We start from the raw sequence: 21,286 nt of genomic DNA, 5'->3' as shown, positions 1-21,286 counted from the left end.
TTCGAATTACAGGAAGCGTCCGAAACTAACGGCGCCTTCTGATTTGCTGATTTCTTCTTCATCACCTTGCGCGGAAGCACCACGGCTATTCTTTACCAACTGCACGTCAGCTGCCAGCGTCTGCATCTGCTGACTCAGCGGTTCAAGAGCCTTGGCAATGGCGTCGGTAATTGCAGTCTCTTCTGCGGTAGTAACTGGAGCACTACCACCTACAGGTTGCTCACCGTCGACACCTTCCTCTTTCTTAAGAACCGCAATTTCTGCCGTTAGGCCTTCTACCTGCTTGGCGATCGGGGCCATTGCGGCCGTTACAGCCTTGGCAATATCTTCAGCTTTCAAATCGTTTTCCTCCTCCGACTCATCTATAGGAGCCGTTTTATTTTTCAATTCATTAAGCGCAGCAATCGCATCGTCCACATGTTTAAGATTGCCGGCAGATATCGCCTTTCCAGCTTTGGCGATTTGCTCCGGTGGAGTTCCGATGGCCTTAATGATGTCATCCTGAATCAGTACATTTTGAGCGATATCCACAAAATCCTGCAGCGCCTCCCGAATGATCTCCGCATCGGTTTCCATCCCGCTTTCCCAACTACCCCAACGAAAAAGGACCGAGTTGAGCGCGTCCTGTGCTGCCCAAAATTCCCGGTCCCTTCGATTTTTATTGTATTTGTCAGAGACAACTCCTTTTTCAATTAGACCCAACGCTTTGGCTATCCTATTCAAGAGTCCCTTGGATACCTCCTCTTCTTCCTCGATCTCTTCCCTCTTGCCTACACCCCACATCGAAAATCCGGTGATCTCGCCTTTCTGAATGGCATCCCAGGCATCATCATCCGTGACTTTGACACCAGCAACCCAGGAGCCTTTCACGATGATCTGATCACCAATCTCCATATCGCAAGGAGCAATGTAGGATTCAACCACATACCCTTTGTCTGCTTCCAGGTCATGTTGCTTGTCGATGTTGTAAGTGTGCTGCTTCTCCATAAAGAGGTGTGCAGCCTTTTCAATTTCCTCTGCATCCATCTGGTCATCATGCGCATCTGGCTTGTCTGGTTGATATACAACCCCAATTACGATGTGCTTGCTCTCGTCTACCTTGGCAATCTGCACCTGTTTCTGGATGGCATTTTTCCCGGCAGCCTTGATGATGGCAAACGGTACGCCATTGGCACCCTTATCCACTAGAGATAAATGCGTAATTTTGGCATCTTTCAATTTAAACGTCATTTTGTCTATTCACCTCCTCTCATGAATTAGTCAATCACCGACTGCATCGTGCAGCGGCATTGTATAATTTCCTCTGGTCGCCCACTGGGATCTCCGGGGAACATCAACTTGCTTTTTCCAACGATAAACGGCTTACTTAGCGGTTGAACCTGCTTATTTGCCTTTTTGTGCGTCTTACGGGTGCGGTCTCCCCCAGCGGACCGCCACTCTTTGCCGGTGACCACCTCAGACTTATTCCAGCCCTCCAGCTTACCACCGTTGGCTGCAGAAGTGCTCATTGTTCTGGTAATGGTAACTGCCCGCTCCATGGTAAACGGCCCAGCGTCACCCTTGGCAGCGGCGGCGCTGATGTCTCGGACAAGTACCGCCCGCTCCCCGTTTGTCTTCCCTTCATCGATGGCTTTCTGAAAGGCACGCGTCATAACGTCCTTACTGGTCCCGTTCATATCTGGCACCAGCTTTTGGAGCTTCTTGGAAAAGCGGGAAGCCGCTTTGTTTTCAACCGACCAAACTTTGTCAGGGTCGAGCGCATTTAGCTCTGTTTCGCCGGCCAGATGATAAAGCGGCTGAAAGGCATCATACACGGTCTGTTCAAATTGAACGGTGAACAGCTCGCCGCTCTGAACAGATACCAGCACTTTACCCAGCTCATCAATATCAATCAGTAGTTCCTCGCTAAGTTCCAGAATTGCATCATGCAGCGCCTTGCCCTGCAATTCCAGAATCTCTATAATCTTGTTCTCACCCTGCTTGTACAACTCTTCCAGCACGACTCGCTCCGCATGGGTCAGCTCCAAGCTGTCCAAAAACTCTGTATCGTCCGCTTTTGCGATGCGCTCCCAGCATTCCTTACACATGGCCAACTACCTCGTCATGACTCTGCCGCAGCAGACGCTTGGCAATGATGGATACCTGCTCTTGCAGATTGTCTACATCAGAATTAGGTTCTGGCACGGTTAATGCTGGCTGACTACTTACAAGCTGCGCGATCGGAGTATCCAGATATTCTGCGCTGTATTTGGACTCATCAATGGTGGTATCAAGCACTTCCTCTGCGATCGGTATTAAATCTCGGACCAGCATAATCCCACGGTCTGCGATAAAGTCCAGCAGCGCTTTGCGGTCTTCTGGATCTATAATGCGCGGACCTCGCAGGGCGGCCCGTACTCGAAAGATACCAAGAGCTGGAAACAAACGCTTATTGAAGATCTCATTCATGATCCACTTCCTATACGGCTCAAATACTTGCTCTTCTGCAAACCGCAGAGCTGCATCCGCCGTAGCACGGTTATAGTCGGAACTCTGGCCAACCAGGATCGGCGGCAGCCGGAATGAGGAAAGAATATCCGCCTTCTTATCCTTACCGTATTCGAGAAATAGCGCATCTTGTTGCAGTAGATCATTCAACTTGTCCAGCTTAATAGCGACTTTCTCGACCTTCTCATCCATAGGGCCACCGGTTTCTTCCCCCTTAGCCTCCAGATAAAGAATGCCCCCCTGAGATTGAGAACCCTTCACATTTCTCAGAAGCTCCATGGACTGTTTGGTCAGCCTACCATTAGTTACTGTCAATATCATCGAAAGCATCCGGCCATTGCTGAAATAAGAGACGTTCAATTCCTCTGCTTCTCGGCTACCAACCACCCCTGGAGCGTTTCCAAACCAGCGCGGCTCACCGTATGGTCCATCATTACCTAGCTTCAACGGGATGATCTGATTACCTTGACCCTCGGTTCCGAAGGGATGGAACCACACCACAGACTGCCCTCGCTTCATAGCGTACTTCCGAGCGTATACATCTTGAGTGAATTCTTCGATCTTCTTCGTTGAGCGGATCAGTCGCTTGCGCTTGATCGTTGCCTTATTGGTTTCCCGAGTACAACGGACAAATTTTGGATTAATACGGTATAACGTCGGAAACTCGCTGCCAGTTGGCCAAGCTACTTCAACATTCGCATTTCCAGTACTCTCGATATCTTCAATTAGAGAACTTACAATCTCATCTGGCGTATCCTCAAGATTACAGGTTTCAAGAAACTTTTCTGCACGATCCCATTCTTCTTTTGCCGTTTCGTCGTTTTCACCCGGCAGATACTCCAGCGCAATCCCATAGCCTGCAATATTCCGTTTGTATGCTTCGATGCACTGCGGAATTATATTCGAGTTCTTGACCAGCAACTTGCAGGAAGCAGGGTCGTTACCAGGAGGAAAAGACAGTAGCCCATGCTGATCATAGAGATTGTCGAAGCTGTCTGGCAGTTGTGCGCTGGAAGGGATATGTTTATCCTCTCCTTTAGATATTTGAAACCATTGTGCTTCACCACTCATGTGTTATAACCACCCCACTTCCTCGTTATCATATTCAGAATCTTCCTCCCGTTTCTTCATTTTCTTCTCATACCACTCAAACCATTTCCCGGCCACCTGTCGAACCTGCAGAGCAATGGAATAAGCCATAATACAGTCGTCGTTACAGTTCGTATCCGCCTCCGGTTTCCCGTTGTTATCGATGAAGGTTTGACACTCCATATATAAACGTCTGCAGTTTATCGGAAAAAGCTGATCCCGAATGGCCTCTTTAAAGTCACTTATCATCACTGGCCGGGTTGCTGTATTCGTATTCCAGCCATAGTCGCCCTTTCTCCAGAAGTAAAGCAACGGATATTTACAGGTATTGGCCAACGTATTCAGGACTGATTCACCAGTATTGTTATTTTCAACGGCCAGCAGCGCTATATTGTAGTAGCGTCCCAAGATATCCAGCTTCTTGCCAAATAAGTCAGTGTCCCATCTACCACGAACCATGGCACACATTTCACCGGTTCGCTCCTCTATCACATAAGCGACGTCATAGTCTCCTCCTGGCTTCCCCTTTGCTGTATCAGCTCCAATAATGTACCGTTTGCCTTTCTCGGGCATACAAAATACGCGCAGCTCGCCTGAGTCTGCACGCAAGACCTTCTTCTTCACTTCGTCAATCTCATAACGACTTCCCGGACCAGGCTTACCTAGGGCATCCAACAACTTCTGAATAAACTCATTATCGAAGATACCTTCACCGGAGAGTAGGAATGCCTCCATTGGTTCGGACGGGTACTCCTGGCGAAAGACGCGAGGATCGCCGCCGCAATCATTCCGGATAGTATAACGGCGCCACTGAATCTGCTCATCGTCCAGACCATACTTCGATTTAAGCTTCAGCTCTTCATCAGTCAGTACGAAACCTGGAGGGACTGGTTTACGATAGTCCGGCATTTCAAACCATGCGTAAAACAGCGGGGTGAAGTCATTTTCCCCTTCGACCGCCGCATCCCACATCTGCTTGTATTCGTCCATGCCATTTGCTGTAGATTCAACCACACCCAGCGTGCCAGGTTCTTTGGAAAGCGCAGCGAACAATGACAGCAGATGCCGCTTCTTCTTCTTCGCTGGCCAGAACGCGACCTCAGAAGCATGTAAATAGTGGATCGTTCCAGAACGGGCAAGCACCCGGCTCTCCGCCGTTTGAACAGTGATCTTGGATTTCAGTCCCGGATTACGCCTTTTTTCGTAAGCTTTGACTGAAGGATTCTCGAAAGTGAGCTGCTTCGTATTATTTCGCTTATGCATCGGACGGATTGACTCCGGCACGCGTTCAAAATAAAGCTGGAACATATCATATAAGTTACCTGAAGCTTGGTAATCCTGAGCAACTATAAAGGCGTTCCTTGCTTCCTGCAGGGAAGTTAAATAATAGATAATGGCTTCGGTGACCGTGGAGAAACCCATCTGCCGTGCCTTCAGAATGATAATACGAACCGGCTTCCCGCTTATAATGTCTCTGAAGACTGTATCAGCAAATCTGAGCTGAGCAGCATTTAAGACCAAAGGGACAATATCCCCCGTTTTGGTCTTGATTTTCAGCATCCGGAAGCAGAACTGTTCGAAATCGGATAGAATCACTTTAAGCTCAGCAAGCTTCTCCGGCTTGTTCAGAAGCTTCCGCTTAATCCGCCGACGATGTTCCCTTGCAAGCTTTATTACCATCCTAAATCATCCTCTTCCTCTTCCTCGTCCTCCCCGTCCAGCTTGTCCGGACCGTAAACTTTATATTTCTCTAGCTCCAGCCGCTCACGGGCTAAAGCCAGCTTTTCTTCTTCTTGCTGCATCGATGCAATCTGATTGATCAGCCGGATCTTCTTATCCCGAGTTTTAGTCAGCGCCTCTTCCTGCTTGAGAATCTTATCAAGTTTGGAAGTGACGACCGTTGTGATCTCAGTAACCTTCATACCCTCAGTGATGAGTGGAACCATTTTCTCCACGCCTGTTGCTGGGTTAGTATAAGGAACGCTGTCCTTACGCCGGTGGAGCTCCTCTTTAACCTTACGCTCCTCATCAGACAGTCCCGCTTCCAACAGCTTGACACGCTTCAGATGTCGCCGCTCTTGAAGAGAAAGCATGATCAGTTGCTCCTGAGCTTGAGCAATTGGAGAAGTATCAATCTGGTCCAGCAGATCCTGCTCATCTGCATCAAGGGCATCCATGAAAATTGTTTCATACATTCCAGTCTTGAGGGCCTTGTTATTCCGGAGCGGTCCACCGGCGCCTCCACTATTTCCCTTTGCATTTTGATTACCTGGGGGAGCACCCCCACGATTACCGACAGCGTTCTTATTTCCTTTGGGCGCTCCCCTTGACTTCGGAACGCTCCCATTCGCTCCATTTGGAGCGCTCCCTTTGAAAGAATCCTCAACGCTCCCATTCAAATCATCCTGCCAACGGTCGACAGCCTTCCATTTTCGGACTCTGGACTCAGGAACAGAAAGAGCGGCGGCGATGTCCTTAAGCTTCATCTTTCCGCCGCTCTCCAACCACATCAGTTTTGCCTTGTCCCGCTCGGGACTGCGTTCTCTGGCCATGCTACATGTCACCACCCCCAACAATAGATATCTGACGCTTTCTCGCCAAAGGCTACAAGACAGTATCTTTCGAATACTCGTATCCGAAACTCTTCTGATAGTCTTCCCTGACCACATGCGCAGGTTTAGGCGAGGGATAGCCCCTAACGTCCCTTCCTTTGGCTTGCTGTTCACCGATTCTATCTTGCAGCCATCCGTGGCCATTGGCAGACTCAATCACGTTGAAAATCTTTCTATCGTGGTCTGCAATTAAGAAACATGAAACTTGTCTTCTGTGCATAGATCATAATCCTCCTTATACTTGAGACCATCTTTGAGTCTCTAAACCTAGTATATGGAAGAAGAGGAGTTTTTCTAACGCATCTATGAACTTACAGCTCATCCTTTTGAAGCTCAATATCTATCTCAATCAACTTCTTCAGATCGTCCACCGTCTTAATTTCAATCCGGCCGTCCTGAAAGTCCTTGACCCACTTGGCTATGCCGGCCTTAACAATCTTTCGGTACTGTGCCTTGCTTTCCAGGATACCGGCCATAACTTCGAGCTCATGCTGCAATAAAATTTCATCTTGTGTTCCCATTTACGTACCCCTCGACTTTCCGTTATGATGGAATGCGAGACAGCGGATGACTGTGAATGCCACGCGTGGCGCGCCGCTGTCTCAGCCGGGGGATACCCTGGTTGTTAGGGAGGACGTTCACGCGTCCTCCTTTAATTTGTTTTAAGCCATTGTAAGTGAATTTGTTCAGCTATTTTATTCATCATCAACGGCGGAACACTCATACCGCATACATACTGCACACTAGCATCCATAAAGTCATAGTCCGCAGGGAAGGTCTGCATACGAATCGCATCCATATCGCTGATGTGTTGGGGATGATCCGTCCGAAGAAATACAGATGAACTAGCCAAAGTGTTTGCTACCTTCTGATCTTTAAGCAGAACCGTATTGAAGTTGCTCATCTTACCTTCCTCCCTTTCTGTTACATGTCCCATACTCAAATCAGGTGGGCGTCGTTTATGCCAACGGGTGTATGTCTTGCTATCTGGATTTATCGGAGAACCGTCCCCACTGCGAATATCTCCATATAGTATAGGCGGCTCGTTGAATTCCAATTGCAGCAATGGAAAGTTTTGATCATCCCGAGAAGCAATAAAGAAAAGACGTTCCCTTTTTTGAGGAACGCCCATAGTAGCCGAGTTTAGTAAAAAGAGCTGCACTCTATACCCAAGCTCTCGTAAACGAGATAAGACTAGACTAACAAACCCACGAGCCTTACCAACCATCATTCCTCGCACGTTCTCAGCGAGAATTACTCTAGGTCTGAGTTTCTCTGCAACATCCAAAAAATCAAAGAAAAGATCATCCAGACGCTGCACTGCCTGTCCCTCACGGAAAGCGTACTCTCCACCCCACTTGTCCTCTCGAGCTCCTGCCGTAGAAAACACGCTACATGGCGGCGAACCATCCAGAATGTCCAGGTCAAATAATTCCGACGGCAGCTCTGAATCTGGCAGCTCCTTAAAGTCCTGAATAGGCATATGATACGGATAACGGGGATTATGATTCTGCCGATAGATCCGCATCATTTGCGGGTCGATTTCTACATTACCCAGCACCGTATAACCAGCCAACTTATATCCCATCGTTGAACCACCACCGCAGCTGAAGCAAGAGAACACGGTATGTCCGTGCTTCGGGACGCTGGCAAGATCTGATAACCGCCAATCCCATGCTGGGCGACTCATGATGCGTCCTCTTTATCAAAGACGAATCCACAACGAGGACATTTGCATTCAAATCGGGATTCATCAAATTCACTCACATCCAGCTCACGGTTCTGAAAGTCTCCAAGCTGATCAGCAGCCGGCTCAGCGAAATCAGCGATTAACCTCTCAGCTTCTTCTGTATTAAAACCAGACAGATCCAAATCAGCCCCGCCTTCCTGCAGTTCATTCAGCAGCTGCGCCAGCGCTTCATCATCCCAGTGGCCAGACACTTTATTCAGTGCCAGATTCAGCAACCGCTCCCGCTCAGGATTCAAGTTAACTACCGATACGGCCAGTTCCGTGCAGCCCTGCTCATTTACCATCACCTTATAACGCTGATGGCCACCGACCATATTGCCAGTCTGCTCATTCCAAACAATCGGATCAACGTAGCCGAATTCATCCAAGCTGCGGCGAAGTTTTTCGTATTCTGGATCTCCCGGCTGAAGGTCTACCCGCGGGTTATAGACAGCTGCATTGAGCTGCTCAATTGGTACGATTCTGATGTCCATACAATTGCTCCTTTCAAAAGAAAAAGCACCAGAAGGTGCTTAATGAATTTCAATATGTTTTTAGCCTTCCCATCGGTTCCATTCCGAATCTAATTCGGCAAATTCCGCTTCACTTTCATTCATTCTTAATAAATCCGGATGTTTTTTTAAATATTCACTCGCCCAAGGCTGGATGTTATATGAAAAATAAACGCCTCCTTGACTAATACTCGCTGATCTAGAAATTATTTTATATGTCTCCAATTCGTTTACTACACCATCGTTCATAGGTAGCACTTGGCTTGTTGTGTGATTGAGAAAATATCGTGTTAGGATAAGCTTTTCTTGTGGAGTCAGCCTATGCAATTTCTGATTCCTGAACTTAATTAAACCCTTTCGTTTTTTCGCTTGGGATAAACCCGTAAAGAATTTTTGAATAATGTTTATTAACGCAATAACACCGGACACTAGAAACACCGCACCAATCCATGATCTATAATCTTCAATCACTGCAGTTAGCTTAATAAAATCAGTAAATTCTGTTGGTAAAAACAAGGCCAGACCCGTGATAAAAAATATTATCAAAAGATGTTTGGTGCTTAGCTTTAAAAATTCTACAGCCTTTGTCAAAAACTCCAAAAATAATCGCCCCTTTTGATTTAGAAATCAACTAAGGTAATTATATCCTAATCGGCTTATTTGTGTTGTGTTGGTTTTTAATCTTTGGGTAGGCAGAAACTCAGCGAGATACGAAGAGAACCAGCCCACCCCGCTCTTTTCCACGCGTCACCACACAAACACACGTTCCTCTATATAAAGCCTGAGAATGGCTCACAGAAGGCTATATATTGGCATAAAAAAAGCACCCAGAGGTGCTCCTGTTCATTCGAAACTGAATGTTGGTTCGGTGTTTAGCTTACGTTTTTGTATTTTCATATGATCAACTTTCACGGCATATATCTCTGCGTGGATTTCTCTGTCGAATGGAGTGTGGACAACCATTTCAACCTTGTACCATTCTCCATCGGAAGCAAGTGTTAAGAACTCTCCTTCTACTGGTACTCTACTAAATGGGTAATATTCATTTTCCCATTCCGAGTCCCCTTTTTCATGAGTATGAACGAATACTTTAGCCACAGTTTCACTCCCATCAAAATAAAATCTAAAATTCTGCTTTAACCCATATAGCACCTTCGTCCTCTTGATTATAGAACGAAAACAGTTGTCGTAGAGCTTTATTAATTGCAGATTCAATCGTCGGAGCATACGAGTCGGAAGAAACATATGGTCCAGCTTGTCCCGTACCGTGGTAATAATGACTTGTTCGATAATGATACTTTCCGTCATTGCCAAGTAAAATTCTAATAGTAATCGCCTGACTTCCGATGTGATTGTGACGAATCCACACTTCCCATTCCTTAACTAATTCGTAAGTTTCAATTACATGATCGTGAGACTGGATTATTTTACTGTAATCTGACATTCAATCACCTCCCTTCGACATCATAATTCGACGAATAGGAATATTTTCCTTCTGACATTTCACTCTGCCACAAAACTGTGCTGTTCCTTCCCAGCGTCCCCATATACAGCCTGCACATTTCTTTGGCTGATTCGGATGCTCTTTCACTAGTGGAGGCCGGATGCTATTCTTCTTTCTCGCCATGATCGTCTTCCTTTCGTGAGAACAGAGGTATCCACTGGCTGAATTCGCACTTGGATACCGAGCTATTTTTCAGCGCCGCCTCCAGATCTCGTTTCCATGCTTCAGAACCAACGGCATCAATCTTCCGCTCCAGCTGGGGCTTCGTCTTTGTACATAAAGTGATAGGAGTGGTTTTAAGTGCTTTGCAGATGTCGCCAATGTTCTTACTCTTGCTTTCATCCAGGAGATAAGCGAGCAAGCGCTGCTCTTTCTTATTGAGCCTATAGGGTCCTGCAATTTCAGCCACAATCATTTCCACATCCTTAAGTTCTGCTGCCGTCTCCACTCGAATCACCCTTTCGTCGGAATATAAAAAAGCCGCCCAATAATGAGCGACTTCTGCTGATATAAGTACGTTTTCCAGTGAAAAAATAACGTTTAAAGCTAAGCTCAAACGATTTTTAAAGAATGGCGTCCGCTAAGCGTCCGCAGCAAATGCGCTGCGCTCTTTGCTTAAAGTCTTTATCTCCATTGTTACAAAGGAGTATAAGACCATTTTACTGAGTCCATTAAACGAGAGTCAAAAGGACTAGAAACGATTTCTGACCATTCCAGGTGCGCGGACTCTCGAATCCTCAAAATCTCTAACTCTTTCATATCCACATGCCAATCAGTGGATTATACTGTTAAAAAGAATCTGAGGGAGGAATCAAAAACATTGCGAGATGTGATGAAGAAAGCATTGATCCGTATAGTTATTGTTGTTTCAATAGGATGGATCGGCGGGCTCATCGTAGATCACTATTCGAAATAGGAAAAGCGAGAGGAGGTACGCCCCGGTTAAGCGCCGCATGTGCGGCCGTGCGTGTCACTCTCGCCTGATTTCCACATTACCAATATACCAGGGAAAACTCGTCAAGTGGTGTTCATAATATCCCGAAATGCACCGCATTGTCCTCAGAATGTCATCAAAATTCGTTCTTGATATAATCATAGAATCCAGTCAATTTTAAAGAGAATGCGATAGATTCAATACCCGCTTCGATGCGACGATCCACGGTACTGGATGCCACACCTCTGCGCATAAACATGATTGTTTCCTTTCTTGAATATCCCTGGATAAAGCGAATATCAATTGCTTCCTTCGCCTCCGGATCAATGACCTGACTATGAGCCCTATCGATCAGCTTCGTGAAAAGCTTATATTGCGAGTAAACCCATTTTTGCTTTTCCTGCAGAATTACGGCGTTCGCAGTTTTATCAGCGTGTAGCTCATCTTGATCAATCCTCCGAGCTGCCTCTCCATCGATGGCCACCTGGGCCATTTCCTTCTCATGATCTTCAAAATCCTGCATGAATAAGCGCATCATTTTATATTTTTCGAGGTAGAATTCTGTTTGTTGGATCTCCTCTTCAGATGCTTTTGGAAAGAGTTCACTTTGTTTGAAAATCCCCCATGCCATCGTCATTCCCCTACTCCCCCTGTATGCTATAATGTCAAGAGGAATAGTTTGGTAGAAGGACCCCGCCCCGGCCAAGGATATGGGGTTCTTTGTATATCTTAGTATTTTTCAAACTGTTTAAGCTTCTTTCGTAACTCCACATTTTCCAGCAGTAACCTCCAATTTTGCTCCCTTAAGTCTTCCTGAGACTCTAGCGAATCTCTAATATTCTGCTCAACTACTCGTAAAGTCCGAACTTCGTTATCCTTCTTCACTAAGTACCCTTTGTCAACTAATTGCTTTACTAATGAATGCGCAGTAGAGCGGGACTTTATCTTCAGGAGATCTGCCACCTCAGAAACTGAAGGAGCATAGCCCTTTTGATCAATGAAGCCCTTTATAAGCTCCAATGTTTCTGCCTGGCGATTCGTAAGGGGCTTTTTCATCATATTATTTCATCCCTCTCGAAGCTTACGTCGCTTAAAATCGAACCCAATACGTTCAAGCTTACCTCTAACACCCAGAGCGCTTTTCCGAAGCGTTAAGGCAATCGTTTCGTAGCTGTATCCCTCTTGGGCCATACGAAGTAGCGTCTGTACTTCCTCTTTTGTATATTTGATATGGTTCTCCAACCGGACTGGACGCACCTTCACGCCTAAGTCATGCAACCGGCGTTTCACCGCAGCCTCTGAACGATCAAACAACTTGGCGACTTCCGGATAGGTCATTCCCTTGGTTCGGAGAACTTGCACTAACCGTTGGTCTTCCTCTGGTGTCCAGTGCACAGCTTGGTATGTCTTCTGGGACCGCATCTTGTCAGCTCTCCGCTTGACCTTCGCCCAAGCCGGCTCAGCTCCAAGAAGATTCGGCTCCATTTTGGCCAAGTTAAGCAATTCTTTGTGCTGCTCCGCCCATTTCCAGAAATCCTCGTATCCTATGACCAATACCCTGGCGCTACTGGCAAATATCTTCCGTCTTGCAGGGAATCCATACTGTGGAATCCAGTACCTAACAATTTGGTTATAGGATTTATCAAGTGCCAGGGACAGCTGATTCACGGTAATGCCGTCAAAGCTCATACGCGAATCCTTCAGCCCCATCCCCCCTGCCTTCAGCTTAATAGCTTCTATGCTACGGCCAAGCCGAAGGGATATAGATTTCAAGCTACATGTTCCCCAGCGATCTTGAAGGTACTCGAGTTCTTCCTGTGTCCAATTTTTAGCTCGTCCCAATTTTCATGCCTCCTCAGCAACTTCCACTTGGATGTAATGCACAGCAGCCGTATCGTCATATTCCAAAACATATCTTTTCCGTTCAATATTCTTCCCTTTCAACCAATCGCTCAGGCGCTTGCTGGTAGCTGCTGTAGCTCCATTTTCATTTCCATAGCCCTTTGACAATCGGACGCCATTTTCTGCCTTACGGATAACCAGCCGCTTGAGTTCAGCGTTGTAACCTACTTGAACAAATTGCTTCAGAACAACATCAAGTTGCTTTGAAGCTGCTGGGTTTAAATTGAGGCCGGTTGAAGTGACACCGATGGTTGGTGTAATCGGTGAGGTAGTATCGGTAAACCATTCCACACTGTCTAATACAGTTTTGACACCGTGCTGCTTGGCCTCTTCAATATTGAGTTTCCTAGTTTTCACTGGACTAGCGGTAGTAGACGTAATCATAAAGCTTCCCTCGCTTTCTTCTATTCCCATGAATGATTTGAATTTCAATTTAATCTCTCTGACCTTTTCATGAGCTACGATTAAATGAAGACCGTGAATCCTTGCCATATCTTTATGTCCGTGATTCATTAAATCGATGAAAATTTGTTTTTCCTCATCCTGCAAGGTATTGATGAACTCACGGAGCCAAAATAATGAAAAATCATCTTCAACACCGTGAATATCGTGAAACGTAGCCGTTCCCTCCGAAAACATCTGGTCCATGGACTTTTGTCGAAAAGTCCGCATCGCTTGAAGGCCAAATCTTGCCTGCAGCACGCTAATCTCTAATGCCTCAGAAATCTCAGCTTCAGAAAGATGTTGCAATTCACCCTTCAATATTCGATACCCTACGCGAAACGCCTTATCGGGTGGACGGATGTTGCCAGATTGATCTCGAAGATAATTGAACATTCTCCCTCGGATTGCCTTGTAAGCGAAGGTGGATATCATAACGCCCTGACGTGGCACATAACGTTCATAGGACTCCAGGAGTGCTATCGTACCTTCGCTGATTAAATCCTCCAGACAATCCTTATTTGGACTGTATTTACGTGCTAATGTGTGAACCCACGGAAGCCCTGATTGAATATAGACTTCTTTGTCCTTACATGGCAGCGCCGCTTCCTGTATCGCCAAAGCCCCCAACAGATAAGCCCCCTTTCAATTCAGCCCCCTACTGATTTGAGCTCTGCACCTTCTGTTTCATCCATCGTAATTGTTGACATGCTGTCCCACGTCTCCCGGATCTCCTGAGCCTTGGCGGTGTGGGATCATGTCAATATTATTGATTGTCCGCCACCATCTTCCTGGCCAGTTCAGCTGCATAGAGCCGAAAAGCAGTCTCATCCCCCTGATCAAGTGCTTGATCAATTAGCCGACGCAGCCGCTTCTCAATAGCAGCCTCCAACACTACATCGGCGTGAATGCTGAGCAGGAACTTGTAGTGCTCCTTACTTATCTTTTTCAAGCCTGTTCGCATCGGCAACCCCTCCTTTGTAAGAGAAGGAGCAGCTTACGCTGCTCCTCTACTATCCTTCATTTTTTTCTCAACACGCTTCTTGTAGGTACCGTACTTAGTTGACAGCACAGATGGGCTGATCCCCTTCTCCTGAGCAATTTCCTTCCAGGTCTTCTTCAGTTCGATTCGCTCCTGTAGCAGCTCGGGGAACAGAATAGGCGTGCCGTCAATCTCGATGTCATCATAAACGGGGCGGTTGGTCAGAATGAAGGCTTCCAGCGCTTCCTTACTAACTTCTTCTAGATTGCCATCGCCTTCGGAACCAGAATTTTTATCCTGAGTTCCTTCAGTGACGTTTTCTACGGAAGGAGCATCTTCCTTATCGTTCTCAGCTCCAACTCCGTCTCCCGCCACTTCCAGGCTTTGCGTCTGTTCGTCCGGTTCATCACCTTTTGAGCTGCCTGCAGATTCTTCGCCACCTTCCTGCGTGTCCTCTTCAACAGTCTCAGGCTCCTCCCCCTCTCCACCAACTGTGCCTTTATCAACAACCGGTTCAGCTTTGACCTGTCCCTTACGCCATTTATCCCACTCAGCAGCCATAGGCGCTACGCGCTTGCGATATTCATCCACCATGACCACAAATATACCAACACCCATATTTACATCTGAGGCAATCTTCAGGTAAGTTTCACCTTCAGCCAATCGTTCAGTAATTTCCAAGAAGTCATAATCCATATCTTCAAATTGAGGTGCTAAGCCGCTGAGAATGAAGTCTTGAATAACCTCTAGATCAATTTGTTCAGGGTCTGCTTTGACCTCAATCTGCTCAGCCGGCAGACCCAAATCCATAGTTAGTTGTTCGCCTTCTGGTTGAGCCACGAAAACTACGCCGCCACTATCAACCTTATATCTCGTGATTGGCGTACCTGTTTTCGCATTCTTCATCACCTTGTAGGTGACGATCTGAGAGTCCAACCCACCAATTACTTTCAGCTCCAGCATGCTTTGCAGAGTGTTGTATTGGCCATCCAGTTCAGAAGCAGGAATACTGATGGTAATTTCCGTTTCCTCGGCAGATTTTAGATTGATCTTTTTGACGGTACCTTTGAAATTGATATAACTCATAGGTTAAGCCACTCCCTTGTTATGGTTTTGATGATAAGCCCAGCAAAGGGCAAGCGCATCAGAAGGGTCGAACAGTCGCTGCTGCACATCCCCCTGCTTGTATTTGCCTTTGGGATCATTTTTTTTGTAGAGCACCGGTATGGCCAAATCGTTATAATCTAGCCCAAACAGCATCTGCATCTCAATGGCCACGGTCTCCTTATCTGCGTTACCTTTGCCCGTCTGCATTTTCAGCTCGGTTGGCCGAACATGGGCAATCTTGATTCCCAGATGTAATGCCGCCAGCGTTACCATAGAAAAAGCTCCAACCAAAGCAATTACACTGGATGCATTCTTGAAGTGAACTGGTCTTTCGAGTACGATCACATCAGGTTGCTCCTGCTCAATAATTCGAAATGTATCTTGATAAATAGCGTCCAAAACGTGTGGCATGGCAATCTTGCTATAATCTCTTAGCCCAAGTTCCAGCGGCTTACCTTTTTCCATGGTGGCCCAGCCGGCGTAATTGGTTCCATGATCTATACCTAGGATTTTCATAGATGTATCTCCCCTTCTGCCTTTTCGGCATCATCGCTGTATCAAGCACATACACCATGCCTGCCATTGCTCCAGTTTCATCCACAACAGCGAAGTAATTTTGTTGCTGGAAGAATGAATCAATTGGCTTGCGCTTCTTTGCAACCATTAAGAACTACTCCTCTCATTCGTATACCGATTGCTAACTCAAACTCAGCAATACCCTCGTCCACTTCCGCTGGATCCAAGTCTGAAAACTCGACTAGCAGATCCACACGCTGTTGAGCAACTCCGGTATCTAAATAATGACGACGCATCTGGTTATACACATGCCAGTAATTCCGTCCACCCATAATCAGGCACCCTTACTGATCGTCTTCGGTTTGCCCGATTTCCGATGTATTAACACAAGCTGTGTAGATGTCTCCCGTTCCACCAACCAATTCTCCAGCACCAGTCCCTTTGCTGCTGCAATTATGATTTTTTGCTTTTTCGTTGGCCGCTTCCCCTGTTTCATTGCTTGCTTCCCCCTTATTCAGTTGTTTCCACTCTTCTGGCCAGGTGTATTTACCATCAATCATCTGCACCACCATAAAATCATCAGAATCAGTGACACGGATCTCTCGAAATATTCCTGTTCTACCATGGAGTTGCGTATAGCTATAGACTTCCTCCGGAGTGTTCAGTGTCACCGAAGGAGTATGCCAGGTGCCCGGTTCTGGGAAGCAAAATCCGTAAAATCGCTCTTCCATATCGGCTCCTTACTGCGCCCATTGGCGCTTTTCATTTTCTTTCCGTGGTGTTGGCTCATTCTGCGCTCGTTCATAATTTACAAATTTGTTGTAATTCTTCATGAACACCAGTTCCACAGTACCTACGGGACCGTTCCGTTGTTTAGCAATAATGATTTCAATGATGTTCTTTTTCTCGGTTTCCTTGTCGTAATAGTCATCACGGTAAAGAAACGCTACAATGTCTGCATCCTGCTCAATTGCTCCCGATTCACGAAGATCACTCATCATTGGACGCTTGTCCTGTCGCTGCTCTACACCCCGGCTGAGTTGGGATAACGCGATAACTGGCACCTCAAGTTCCCGGGCTATTTGCTTCAAGGTTCGGCTAATCTGTGATACCTCTTCCTGCCGGTTCGCACCGCTGCGCCCTCTACCCTGGATGAGCTGCAGATAATCGATCACGATCATTCCCAGCTTGCCATCTTTCTTCAACCGCCGGCACTTGGCACGAATCTCATTCACCGTAATACCTGGGGTATCGTCAATGTGAATATCCGCCTCCGACAATAATCCAACGGCCATCGCCATACGTTCCCAATCATCACCTTCAAACTTCCCTGTTCGCATACGACTGGCATCGATCTGAGCTTCAGCGCAGATCATTCTTTGTACCAGCTGCGCGGCACTCATCTCCAAACTGAAGATAGCGACGGTCTCCTTCGCTCGTACTCCGACATTTTGAGCAATGTTCAGTGCAAAAGCCGTTTTACCAACTGATGGCCGTGCCGCTACGATAATTAAGTCGTTTTTCTGGAATCCGGCTGTCATCTTATCGAGATCAGTAAACCCAGACTCAATCCCTGTGATTCCGCGGTTTATATCACGGACGTTGTACCGCTGCTCTGCTTCTTCCCAGACCTGCATCAATGCATCTTTGATCCCAATAAACTCACGTACTGGAACTGTCTGGTCTGAGAGTTTAGATACAGCAGTCTCAGCCATTGCAACGAACCCTTTAACATCCTGCTCCTCTCCAGCATTGCGAAGCAGATCTAGGGCCGTACCAATCGCTTGACGACGAAGGAACATCTCCTGTACTCGCTCAACATAGTAGGCTGCGTTCGCTGTTGTCGGCACTGCATGAGCCAACTTCGACAGGTAACTAACCCCACCAACCTTGTCTAGTTCCTCGCTGTCCTGCAATTGTGAAGTCAGGCTGATTAAATCAATAGGCTGTTCCGCATTGCTGAGACGACGCATCGCTCTGTATATCCGTGCATGTCCTTCGTCGCTAAATTCCCCGCCTTGCAATATATCTGCCGAAGCTTCATAAGCCGACTGGTCTATCAAGGACGCACCTAGTACCGCTTGCTCGGCTTGAAGGTCAACTGGCATTTCAATTCCTGCTGCTACTAAAAAAACCTCACGATCAAGCATTCGTTTCACCTCGAAGCTTCCGCATTACTGTTTCCCAGTAACCTTCAGGAGGTGGTTTATGACTAGACACCCATTCATCAAGATTGGCGAAATGTTCTGCAGCAGCTTCCTTGCTGCGCTGGCTATCTTGCAAATCGCCCAGGCGGCCACGAATATTTGCAATTTTCGGCTCTACTGTTTCAGTCAGAATATAGCGATCAATATTCTCCTGGGCTGTTTCCGCCGGAAAATCTTTGAGATATTTATAATCTGCTTTCACCTTTTCGACAGAAGCATCAAAAAACGGGAAATGCTTCTTGATCTCTCGGTAAAGCTGAGCAACTTCAACCACTTCCACGCTTCTTCTCCTCCTCGATGAACTGTTCAAGCTCGTCAATTTCTTGTTGTCGTTGGCTTTTTCGACGCTCTCTTGAGGCTCCCAGGGCGACTGTTCCCTGCTGTGAAGATGCAGGGGGAGTTAGGTACCGCTCAAGAAATGAGGACAATTCATCCCAGCAGCCATAAATCACGGTTTTGCAATACGAGAAAGTCCGGATCTTATCCGAAGGTCTCCTACGCTTGGCTTTCTTTCGGGCAATTGCCAGGTCGATAAAAAAGTATACGAGATCCAGCGGCATGGCCTCGTTCGCAATCTCACGAACATGTTCCCAATCGGTAGGAACGGGACTGAGTAACCCGTTACGCTGCAAGTAATACTGCTCGATTTGAAGGACACGCTGTTCGACTGTCGGTTTATCAAAGTCTATTTTGCCTGTGGAGACGGCACCCACAGCGGTTGAAAGTACCCCGGACTTTGAACTCAACTCTTTTTGATCATCTTCTTCCAAGCCATCAATCCATCTATCAATCAAAATCTTTATAATATCTTTATTAGATCGGAAGTTTCCTTCCGGGTGATCGGAAGTTTTCTTCCTATCTCCATCCTCCAGATCGGAAGTTTTTTTCCTATCTCCATCGTCAGAGTGGAAATTTACTTCCGGTCTATTTTGATATTTTTTTGAGTTCCGAACACTGAAAATAAGTCCATATGGAGCGCGGGTCACTCGTATGTAACCATGCTCCTCTAATCTTTTGATCCAATCGCGGATTGTTCTTCCGGTCACTCCAAAAGTTTCCTCCAACTCACTGCTGCGGATTGGCTTGTTCCCGAGGACGATACCCCAGACAGTTCCCTCTCTTTCCTTCTCTGATGTCGTGGAGCTGATACACCACAGGAAAAGCCATATCGCGCTGCCTATTTGTTTGTAATGTTGTGGCTGCAAAAGCCCCGAGTATGTCGGAAACGGGTAACTGCCTTCGGGCATTCAATCATCCCCTATAAATCATTCATATCAATTTCTATCATCCTGGAGGTAAACGATCGGATATTTCACCCGCTTCACCGTCCAGCCTGGGTAAGCTCGAGCGAAGTAATCTCGAGTTTCCCGTTTAAACTCCTCTTGATCTACCTTCATCAGCTTCCAGATCCGCTCCCCCATCATGCTCTGCATCATAGGTTTATCGTTGATCATCGATCTGCCACCCTAACAAGAGCTCCGGTAGTCTCCTGAATCTCTCTCTTAAAACGCTCTGCGTCACTATTACCGTCAGATAGATGCAGTAACCAAATCTCCTCAACATTACGGGTATCATTGGCTTTCAGAAATTCCTTAACATGCTCCAGGCTGAAATGTGAGCGGAGCAGCCGCTTTTTCTGAACCGGATGAAGCTCTCCTGCTAACACCCGGCGGTTTACGATATCAATGGAATAATTGCACTCAATCATAATGTGGGTGAGTCCTTGGAACTTGTACCGGCAGTAATAGCTATCCGTCAGGAAGAGAAGCTTATCGCCGTCCTGATTCGCCAGCAACCAGCCCAGCGGCTCCGCTGCGTCGTGCTCTACGCCGAACCCCATGATTGTCCAAGTGCCAAGCGTGAACGGCTCCAGCACTACCACGGCGCACAGGCGGTGCCCAGCCAAGCCAAGTGCATCCGCTGTCCCGCGGCTGGTATACACGGGGATGCCGGCGCGCATGATGTCCGCCGCCGCCCGGCTGTGATCGCCATGCTCGTGGGTGATCAGGCAGCCGGCTATATCTGTCATCCGAAAGTTAAGCGCCCGCTGAATCGACTTATAAGAAAAACCGGCTTCCAGCAGGAGCACGGTGTGGCCGTCCGATATTCGGTAGGCATTACCGGCGCTACTGGAGCCGAGGCTTTGGATGTCTATCATTAAAAATCCAACTCTTGTTCCTTAGGAGGAACATCTGCAGCAAAACCATGAGGGTCATCGACAGGTTGCTTTGTACGTGGTGCCGACTGTTGTTTCGTTGACGGCGGAGCAGCATCCGGTTTGATGTCAATCACTTCTCTATTCGCATGCTCTGCAATCTCTACTTTGACTTCTTCAGTCGTCACATCAAGACGCTCGTCATACTCATTTTCTGTCGACCGATTAATAGCATCAACCAACAGGTCACTGTCATCACTCGTATTGATGTAAGCCTTAGCCGCGCGATTGATCACTGTCCGTTTCGCCATTTCCTGCGGGAATTTTTTATGGACAGATTGACTTGTTTTGCTCTGACTCCACGATGCATCAACTTCCTTTTTTGTCATGACGGTAAGGATTTCTTCATCATCAACCGACTTCACGACGGCATACACACCTAGAATTTCATTGTCTCTATTTTCAAAATTGGTTTCGTGTTTGACCAATTTTTCGCGTCCGCCAGCCACTGCATATTCAAAAACATCGCCCTTATAAATCACGTTTGCCCAAATATCTTTGACGTTGGACAAACGTTTCAGCACAGCTTGTGTCCCAAAGTAGGAACGGTTAAGCTGAAGCTTGCTGCCATACACAATGAAATAGCACTGTGTTTTGGCCGGGCTTAGACCTTGCACAACCATATCCAGCAGTGCATTTGCGACAGATTCCCGCGAGCACACCTCCAGCGCAGGCTTGCCATTCTTATCTTGAACCTCTTGGAGCTTGAAAAAGGCGCTTTTTAGCGCATTGCTCGCATTGTAATTCAAAGGCAAGATCAACCCGTCATCCTGCAACCGTGTAAGGCTACGATTAACATCATCAGTGATGTCCTTTTGAATAATCGCCACCTGATTAGCTGTACTCAATTAAATCGCCTCCTTTTTAAAATGGTCTTTAAAATATTGACCACTCTTCTTAATGTGATGATCAACGCCTACTTGAGATCCGGAGATGATCATCTCAGTACCATCTTCGTAATATGGATTAACAATCTGACCAACGAATAATCCATTCGAAGGATCAGAAGCAGTTACTTTGTAAGTGGTATTCATTAATTAACCTCCTTG

At 46.8% G+C, this 21,286-nt stretch carries 29 protein-coding genes; all 29 read right to left on the bottom strand.

The genetic code is table 11. The features are described from left to right. Positions 1-6: 6 nt before the first annotated feature. The gene (locus MHI25_RS02635) at positions 7-1,230 is read right to left on the bottom strand and encodes an XkdF-like putative serine protease domain-containing protein (protein ID WP_340394916.1); all 1,224 of its coding nucleotides are present in this window, start codon (positions 1,228-1,230) and stop codon (positions 7-9) included. A gap of 26 nt (positions 1,231-1,256) precedes the next feature. Next, the gene (locus MHI25_RS02630) at positions 1,257-2,087 is read right to left on the bottom strand and encodes a hypothetical protein (protein ID WP_340394915.1); all 831 of its coding nucleotides are present in this window, start codon (positions 2,085-2,087) and stop codon (positions 1,257-1,259) included. After that, complete coding sequence (locus MHI25_RS02625) at positions 2,080-3,558, bottom strand: phage portal protein (protein WP_340394914.1); 1,479 nt, start codon at positions 3,556-3,558, stop codon at positions 2,080-2,082. Before MHI25_RS02625 ends, MHI25_RS02630 begins: the two co-directional genes overlap by 8 nt. Positions 3,559-3,561: 3 nt before the next feature. Further along, complete coding sequence (locus MHI25_RS02620) at positions 3,562-5,256, bottom strand: DNA packaging protein (protein WP_340394913.1); 1,695 nt, start codon at positions 5,254-5,256, stop codon at positions 3,562-3,564. Then, entirely contained in the window at positions 5,250-6,128 is an 879-nt protein-coding gene (locus tag MHI25_RS02615) for a phage terminase small subunit-related protein (protein WP_340394912.1), read from the bottom strand. Before MHI25_RS02615 ends, MHI25_RS02620 begins: the two co-directional genes overlap by 7 nt. Positions 6,129-6,499: 371 nt before the next feature. Continuing rightward, complete coding sequence (locus MHI25_RS02610) at positions 6,500-6,709, bottom strand: hypothetical protein (RefSeq protein WP_076220554.1); 210 nt, start codon at positions 6,707-6,709, stop codon at positions 6,500-6,502. A gap of 131 nt (positions 6,710-6,840) precedes the next feature. After that, on the bottom strand, positions 6,841-7,878 hold the full coding sequence (locus tag MHI25_RS02605; protein WP_340394911.1) for a DNA cytosine methyltransferase: 1,038 nt from the start codon (positions 7,876-7,878) through the stop codon (positions 6,841-6,843). Further along, positions 7,875-8,411, bottom strand: a complete 537-nt coding sequence (locus MHI25_RS02600; protein WP_340394910.1) for a transcriptional regulator — start codon at positions 8,409-8,411, stop codon at positions 7,875-7,877. The genes MHI25_RS02605 and MHI25_RS02600 overlap by 4 nt, the downstream gene beginning before the upstream one ends. 60 nt (positions 8,412-8,471) lie before the next feature. Continuing rightward, positions 8,472-9,029, bottom strand: coding sequence for a superinfection exclusion B family protein (locus tag MHI25_RS02595; RefSeq protein ID WP_340394909.1), 558 nt, complete (start codon positions 9,027-9,029; stop codon positions 8,472-8,474). A 243-nt stretch (positions 9,030-9,272) separates the two neighbouring features. Then, complete coding sequence (locus MHI25_RS02590; RefSeq protein WP_340394908.1) at positions 9,273-9,527, bottom strand: hypothetical protein; 255 nt, start codon at positions 9,525-9,527, stop codon at positions 9,273-9,275. A 25-nt stretch (positions 9,528-9,552) separates the two neighbouring features. Continuing rightward, on the bottom strand, positions 9,553-9,873 hold the full coding sequence (locus MHI25_RS02585; protein ID WP_340394907.1) for a hypothetical protein: 321 nt from the start codon (positions 9,871-9,873) through the stop codon (positions 9,553-9,555). Then, positions 9,874-10,056, bottom strand: coding sequence for a hypothetical protein (locus MHI25_RS02580; protein WP_340394906.1), 183 nt, complete (start codon positions 10,054-10,056; stop codon positions 9,874-9,876). After that, complete coding sequence (locus MHI25_RS02575) at positions 10,037-10,489, bottom strand: hypothetical protein (protein WP_340394905.1); 453 nt, start codon at positions 10,487-10,489, stop codon at positions 10,037-10,039. Before MHI25_RS02575 ends, MHI25_RS02580 begins: the two co-directional genes overlap by 20 nt. A 514-nt stretch (positions 10,490-11,003) precedes the next feature. Further along, positions 11,004-11,498 (bottom strand): hypothetical protein, encoded by a 495-nt coding sequence (locus tag MHI25_RS02570; RefSeq protein WP_340394904.1) that lies wholly within the window; start codon positions 11,496-11,498, stop codon positions 11,004-11,006. A 98-nt stretch (positions 11,499-11,596) separates the two neighbouring features. Then, on the bottom strand, positions 11,597-11,926 hold the full coding sequence (locus MHI25_RS02565) for a MarR family transcriptional regulator (protein ID WP_340394903.1): 330 nt from the start codon (positions 11,924-11,926) through the stop codon (positions 11,597-11,599). Between the two features lie 6 nt (positions 11,927-11,932). Beyond that, positions 11,933-12,709 (bottom strand): sigma-70 region 4 domain-containing protein, encoded by a 777-nt coding sequence (locus MHI25_RS02560; RefSeq protein WP_076138561.1) that lies wholly within the window; start codon positions 12,707-12,709, stop codon positions 11,933-11,935. A gap of 3 nt (positions 12,710-12,712) precedes the next feature. After that, positions 12,713-13,840: a sigma factor gene (locus MHI25_RS02555; RefSeq protein WP_340394902.1), complete on the bottom strand. Its 1,128-nt coding sequence runs from the start codon at positions 13,838-13,840 to the stop codon at positions 12,713-12,715. Positions 13,841-13,976: 136 nt separating this feature from the next. Further along, positions 13,977-14,174: an IDEAL domain-containing protein gene (locus MHI25_RS02550; RefSeq protein WP_340394901.1), complete on the bottom strand. Its 198-nt coding sequence runs from the start codon at positions 14,172-14,174 to the stop codon at positions 13,977-13,979. Between the two features lie 33 nt (positions 14,175-14,207). After that, on the bottom strand, positions 14,208-15,278 hold the full coding sequence (locus MHI25_RS02545) for a hypothetical protein (RefSeq protein ID WP_340394900.1): 1,071 nt from the start codon (positions 15,276-15,278) through the stop codon (positions 14,208-14,210). A gap of 3 nt (positions 15,279-15,281) precedes the next feature. Continuing rightward, a complete protein-coding gene (locus MHI25_RS02540) occupies positions 15,282-15,815 on the bottom strand; it encodes a crossover junction endodeoxyribonuclease RuvC (RefSeq protein ID WP_340394899.1) in 534 nt (177 codons plus the stop codon). 119 nt (positions 15,816-15,934) lie between these two features. Next, positions 15,935-16,147, bottom strand: coding sequence for a hypothetical protein (locus MHI25_RS02535; RefSeq protein WP_340394898.1), 213 nt, complete (start codon positions 16,145-16,147; stop codon positions 15,935-15,937). Positions 16,148-16,159: 12 nt separating this feature from the next. After that, on the bottom strand, positions 16,160-16,546 hold the full coding sequence (locus tag MHI25_RS02530) for a hypothetical protein (protein ID WP_340394897.1): 387 nt from the start codon (positions 16,544-16,546) through the stop codon (positions 16,160-16,162). A 9-nt stretch (positions 16,547-16,555) separates the two neighbouring features. Beyond that, entirely contained in the window at positions 16,556-17,965 is a 1,410-nt protein-coding gene (gene dnaB / locus MHI25_RS02525) for a replicative DNA helicase (protein ID WP_340395650.1), read from the bottom strand. Further along, positions 17,958-18,302: a hypothetical protein gene (locus MHI25_RS02520; RefSeq protein ID WP_326046267.1), complete on the bottom strand. Its 345-nt coding sequence runs from the start codon at positions 18,300-18,302 to the stop codon at positions 17,958-17,960. The genes dnaB and MHI25_RS02520 overlap by 8 nt, the downstream gene beginning before the upstream one ends. Then, on the bottom strand, positions 18,289-19,269 hold the full coding sequence (locus MHI25_RS02515) for a hypothetical protein (protein WP_340394896.1): 981 nt from the start codon (positions 19,267-19,269) through the stop codon (positions 18,289-18,291). The genes MHI25_RS02520 and MHI25_RS02515 overlap by 14 nt, the downstream gene beginning before the upstream one ends. A gap of 27 nt (positions 19,270-19,296) precedes the next feature. Beyond that, positions 19,297-19,476 carry a hypothetical protein gene (locus MHI25_RS02510; RefSeq protein WP_340394895.1) on the bottom strand — a complete coding sequence of 60 codons (180 nt, stop codon included), beginning with the start codon at positions 19,474-19,476 and terminating at the stop codon, positions 19,297-19,299. Further along, a complete protein-coding gene (locus MHI25_RS02505) occupies positions 19,473-20,180 on the bottom strand; it encodes an MBL fold metallo-hydrolase (RefSeq protein WP_340394894.1) in 708 nt (235 codons plus the stop codon). The genes MHI25_RS02510 and MHI25_RS02505 overlap by 4 nt, the downstream gene beginning before the upstream one ends. Then, entirely contained in the window at positions 20,180-21,085 is a 906-nt protein-coding gene (locus MHI25_RS02500) for a RecT family recombinase (protein WP_340394893.1), read from the bottom strand. Before MHI25_RS02500 ends, MHI25_RS02505 begins: the two co-directional genes overlap by 1 nt. Further along, the gene (locus MHI25_RS02495; protein WP_340394892.1) at positions 21,086-21,271 is read right to left on the bottom strand and encodes a hypothetical protein; all 186 of its coding nucleotides are present in this window, start codon (positions 21,269-21,271) and stop codon (positions 21,086-21,088) included. It lies immediately after the preceding gene. Positions 21,272-21,286: the final 15 nt, after the last annotated feature.

Source organism: Paenibacillus sp. FSL E2-0177, from assembly GCF_037992975.1.
GTDB lineage: Bacteria > Bacillota > Bacilli > Paenibacillales > Paenibacillaceae > Paenibacillus_AQ > Paenibacillus_AQ odorifer.
Note: the sequence above shows the minus strand (reverse complement) of the source record. Positions and strands in the feature narration are given on the sequence as shown.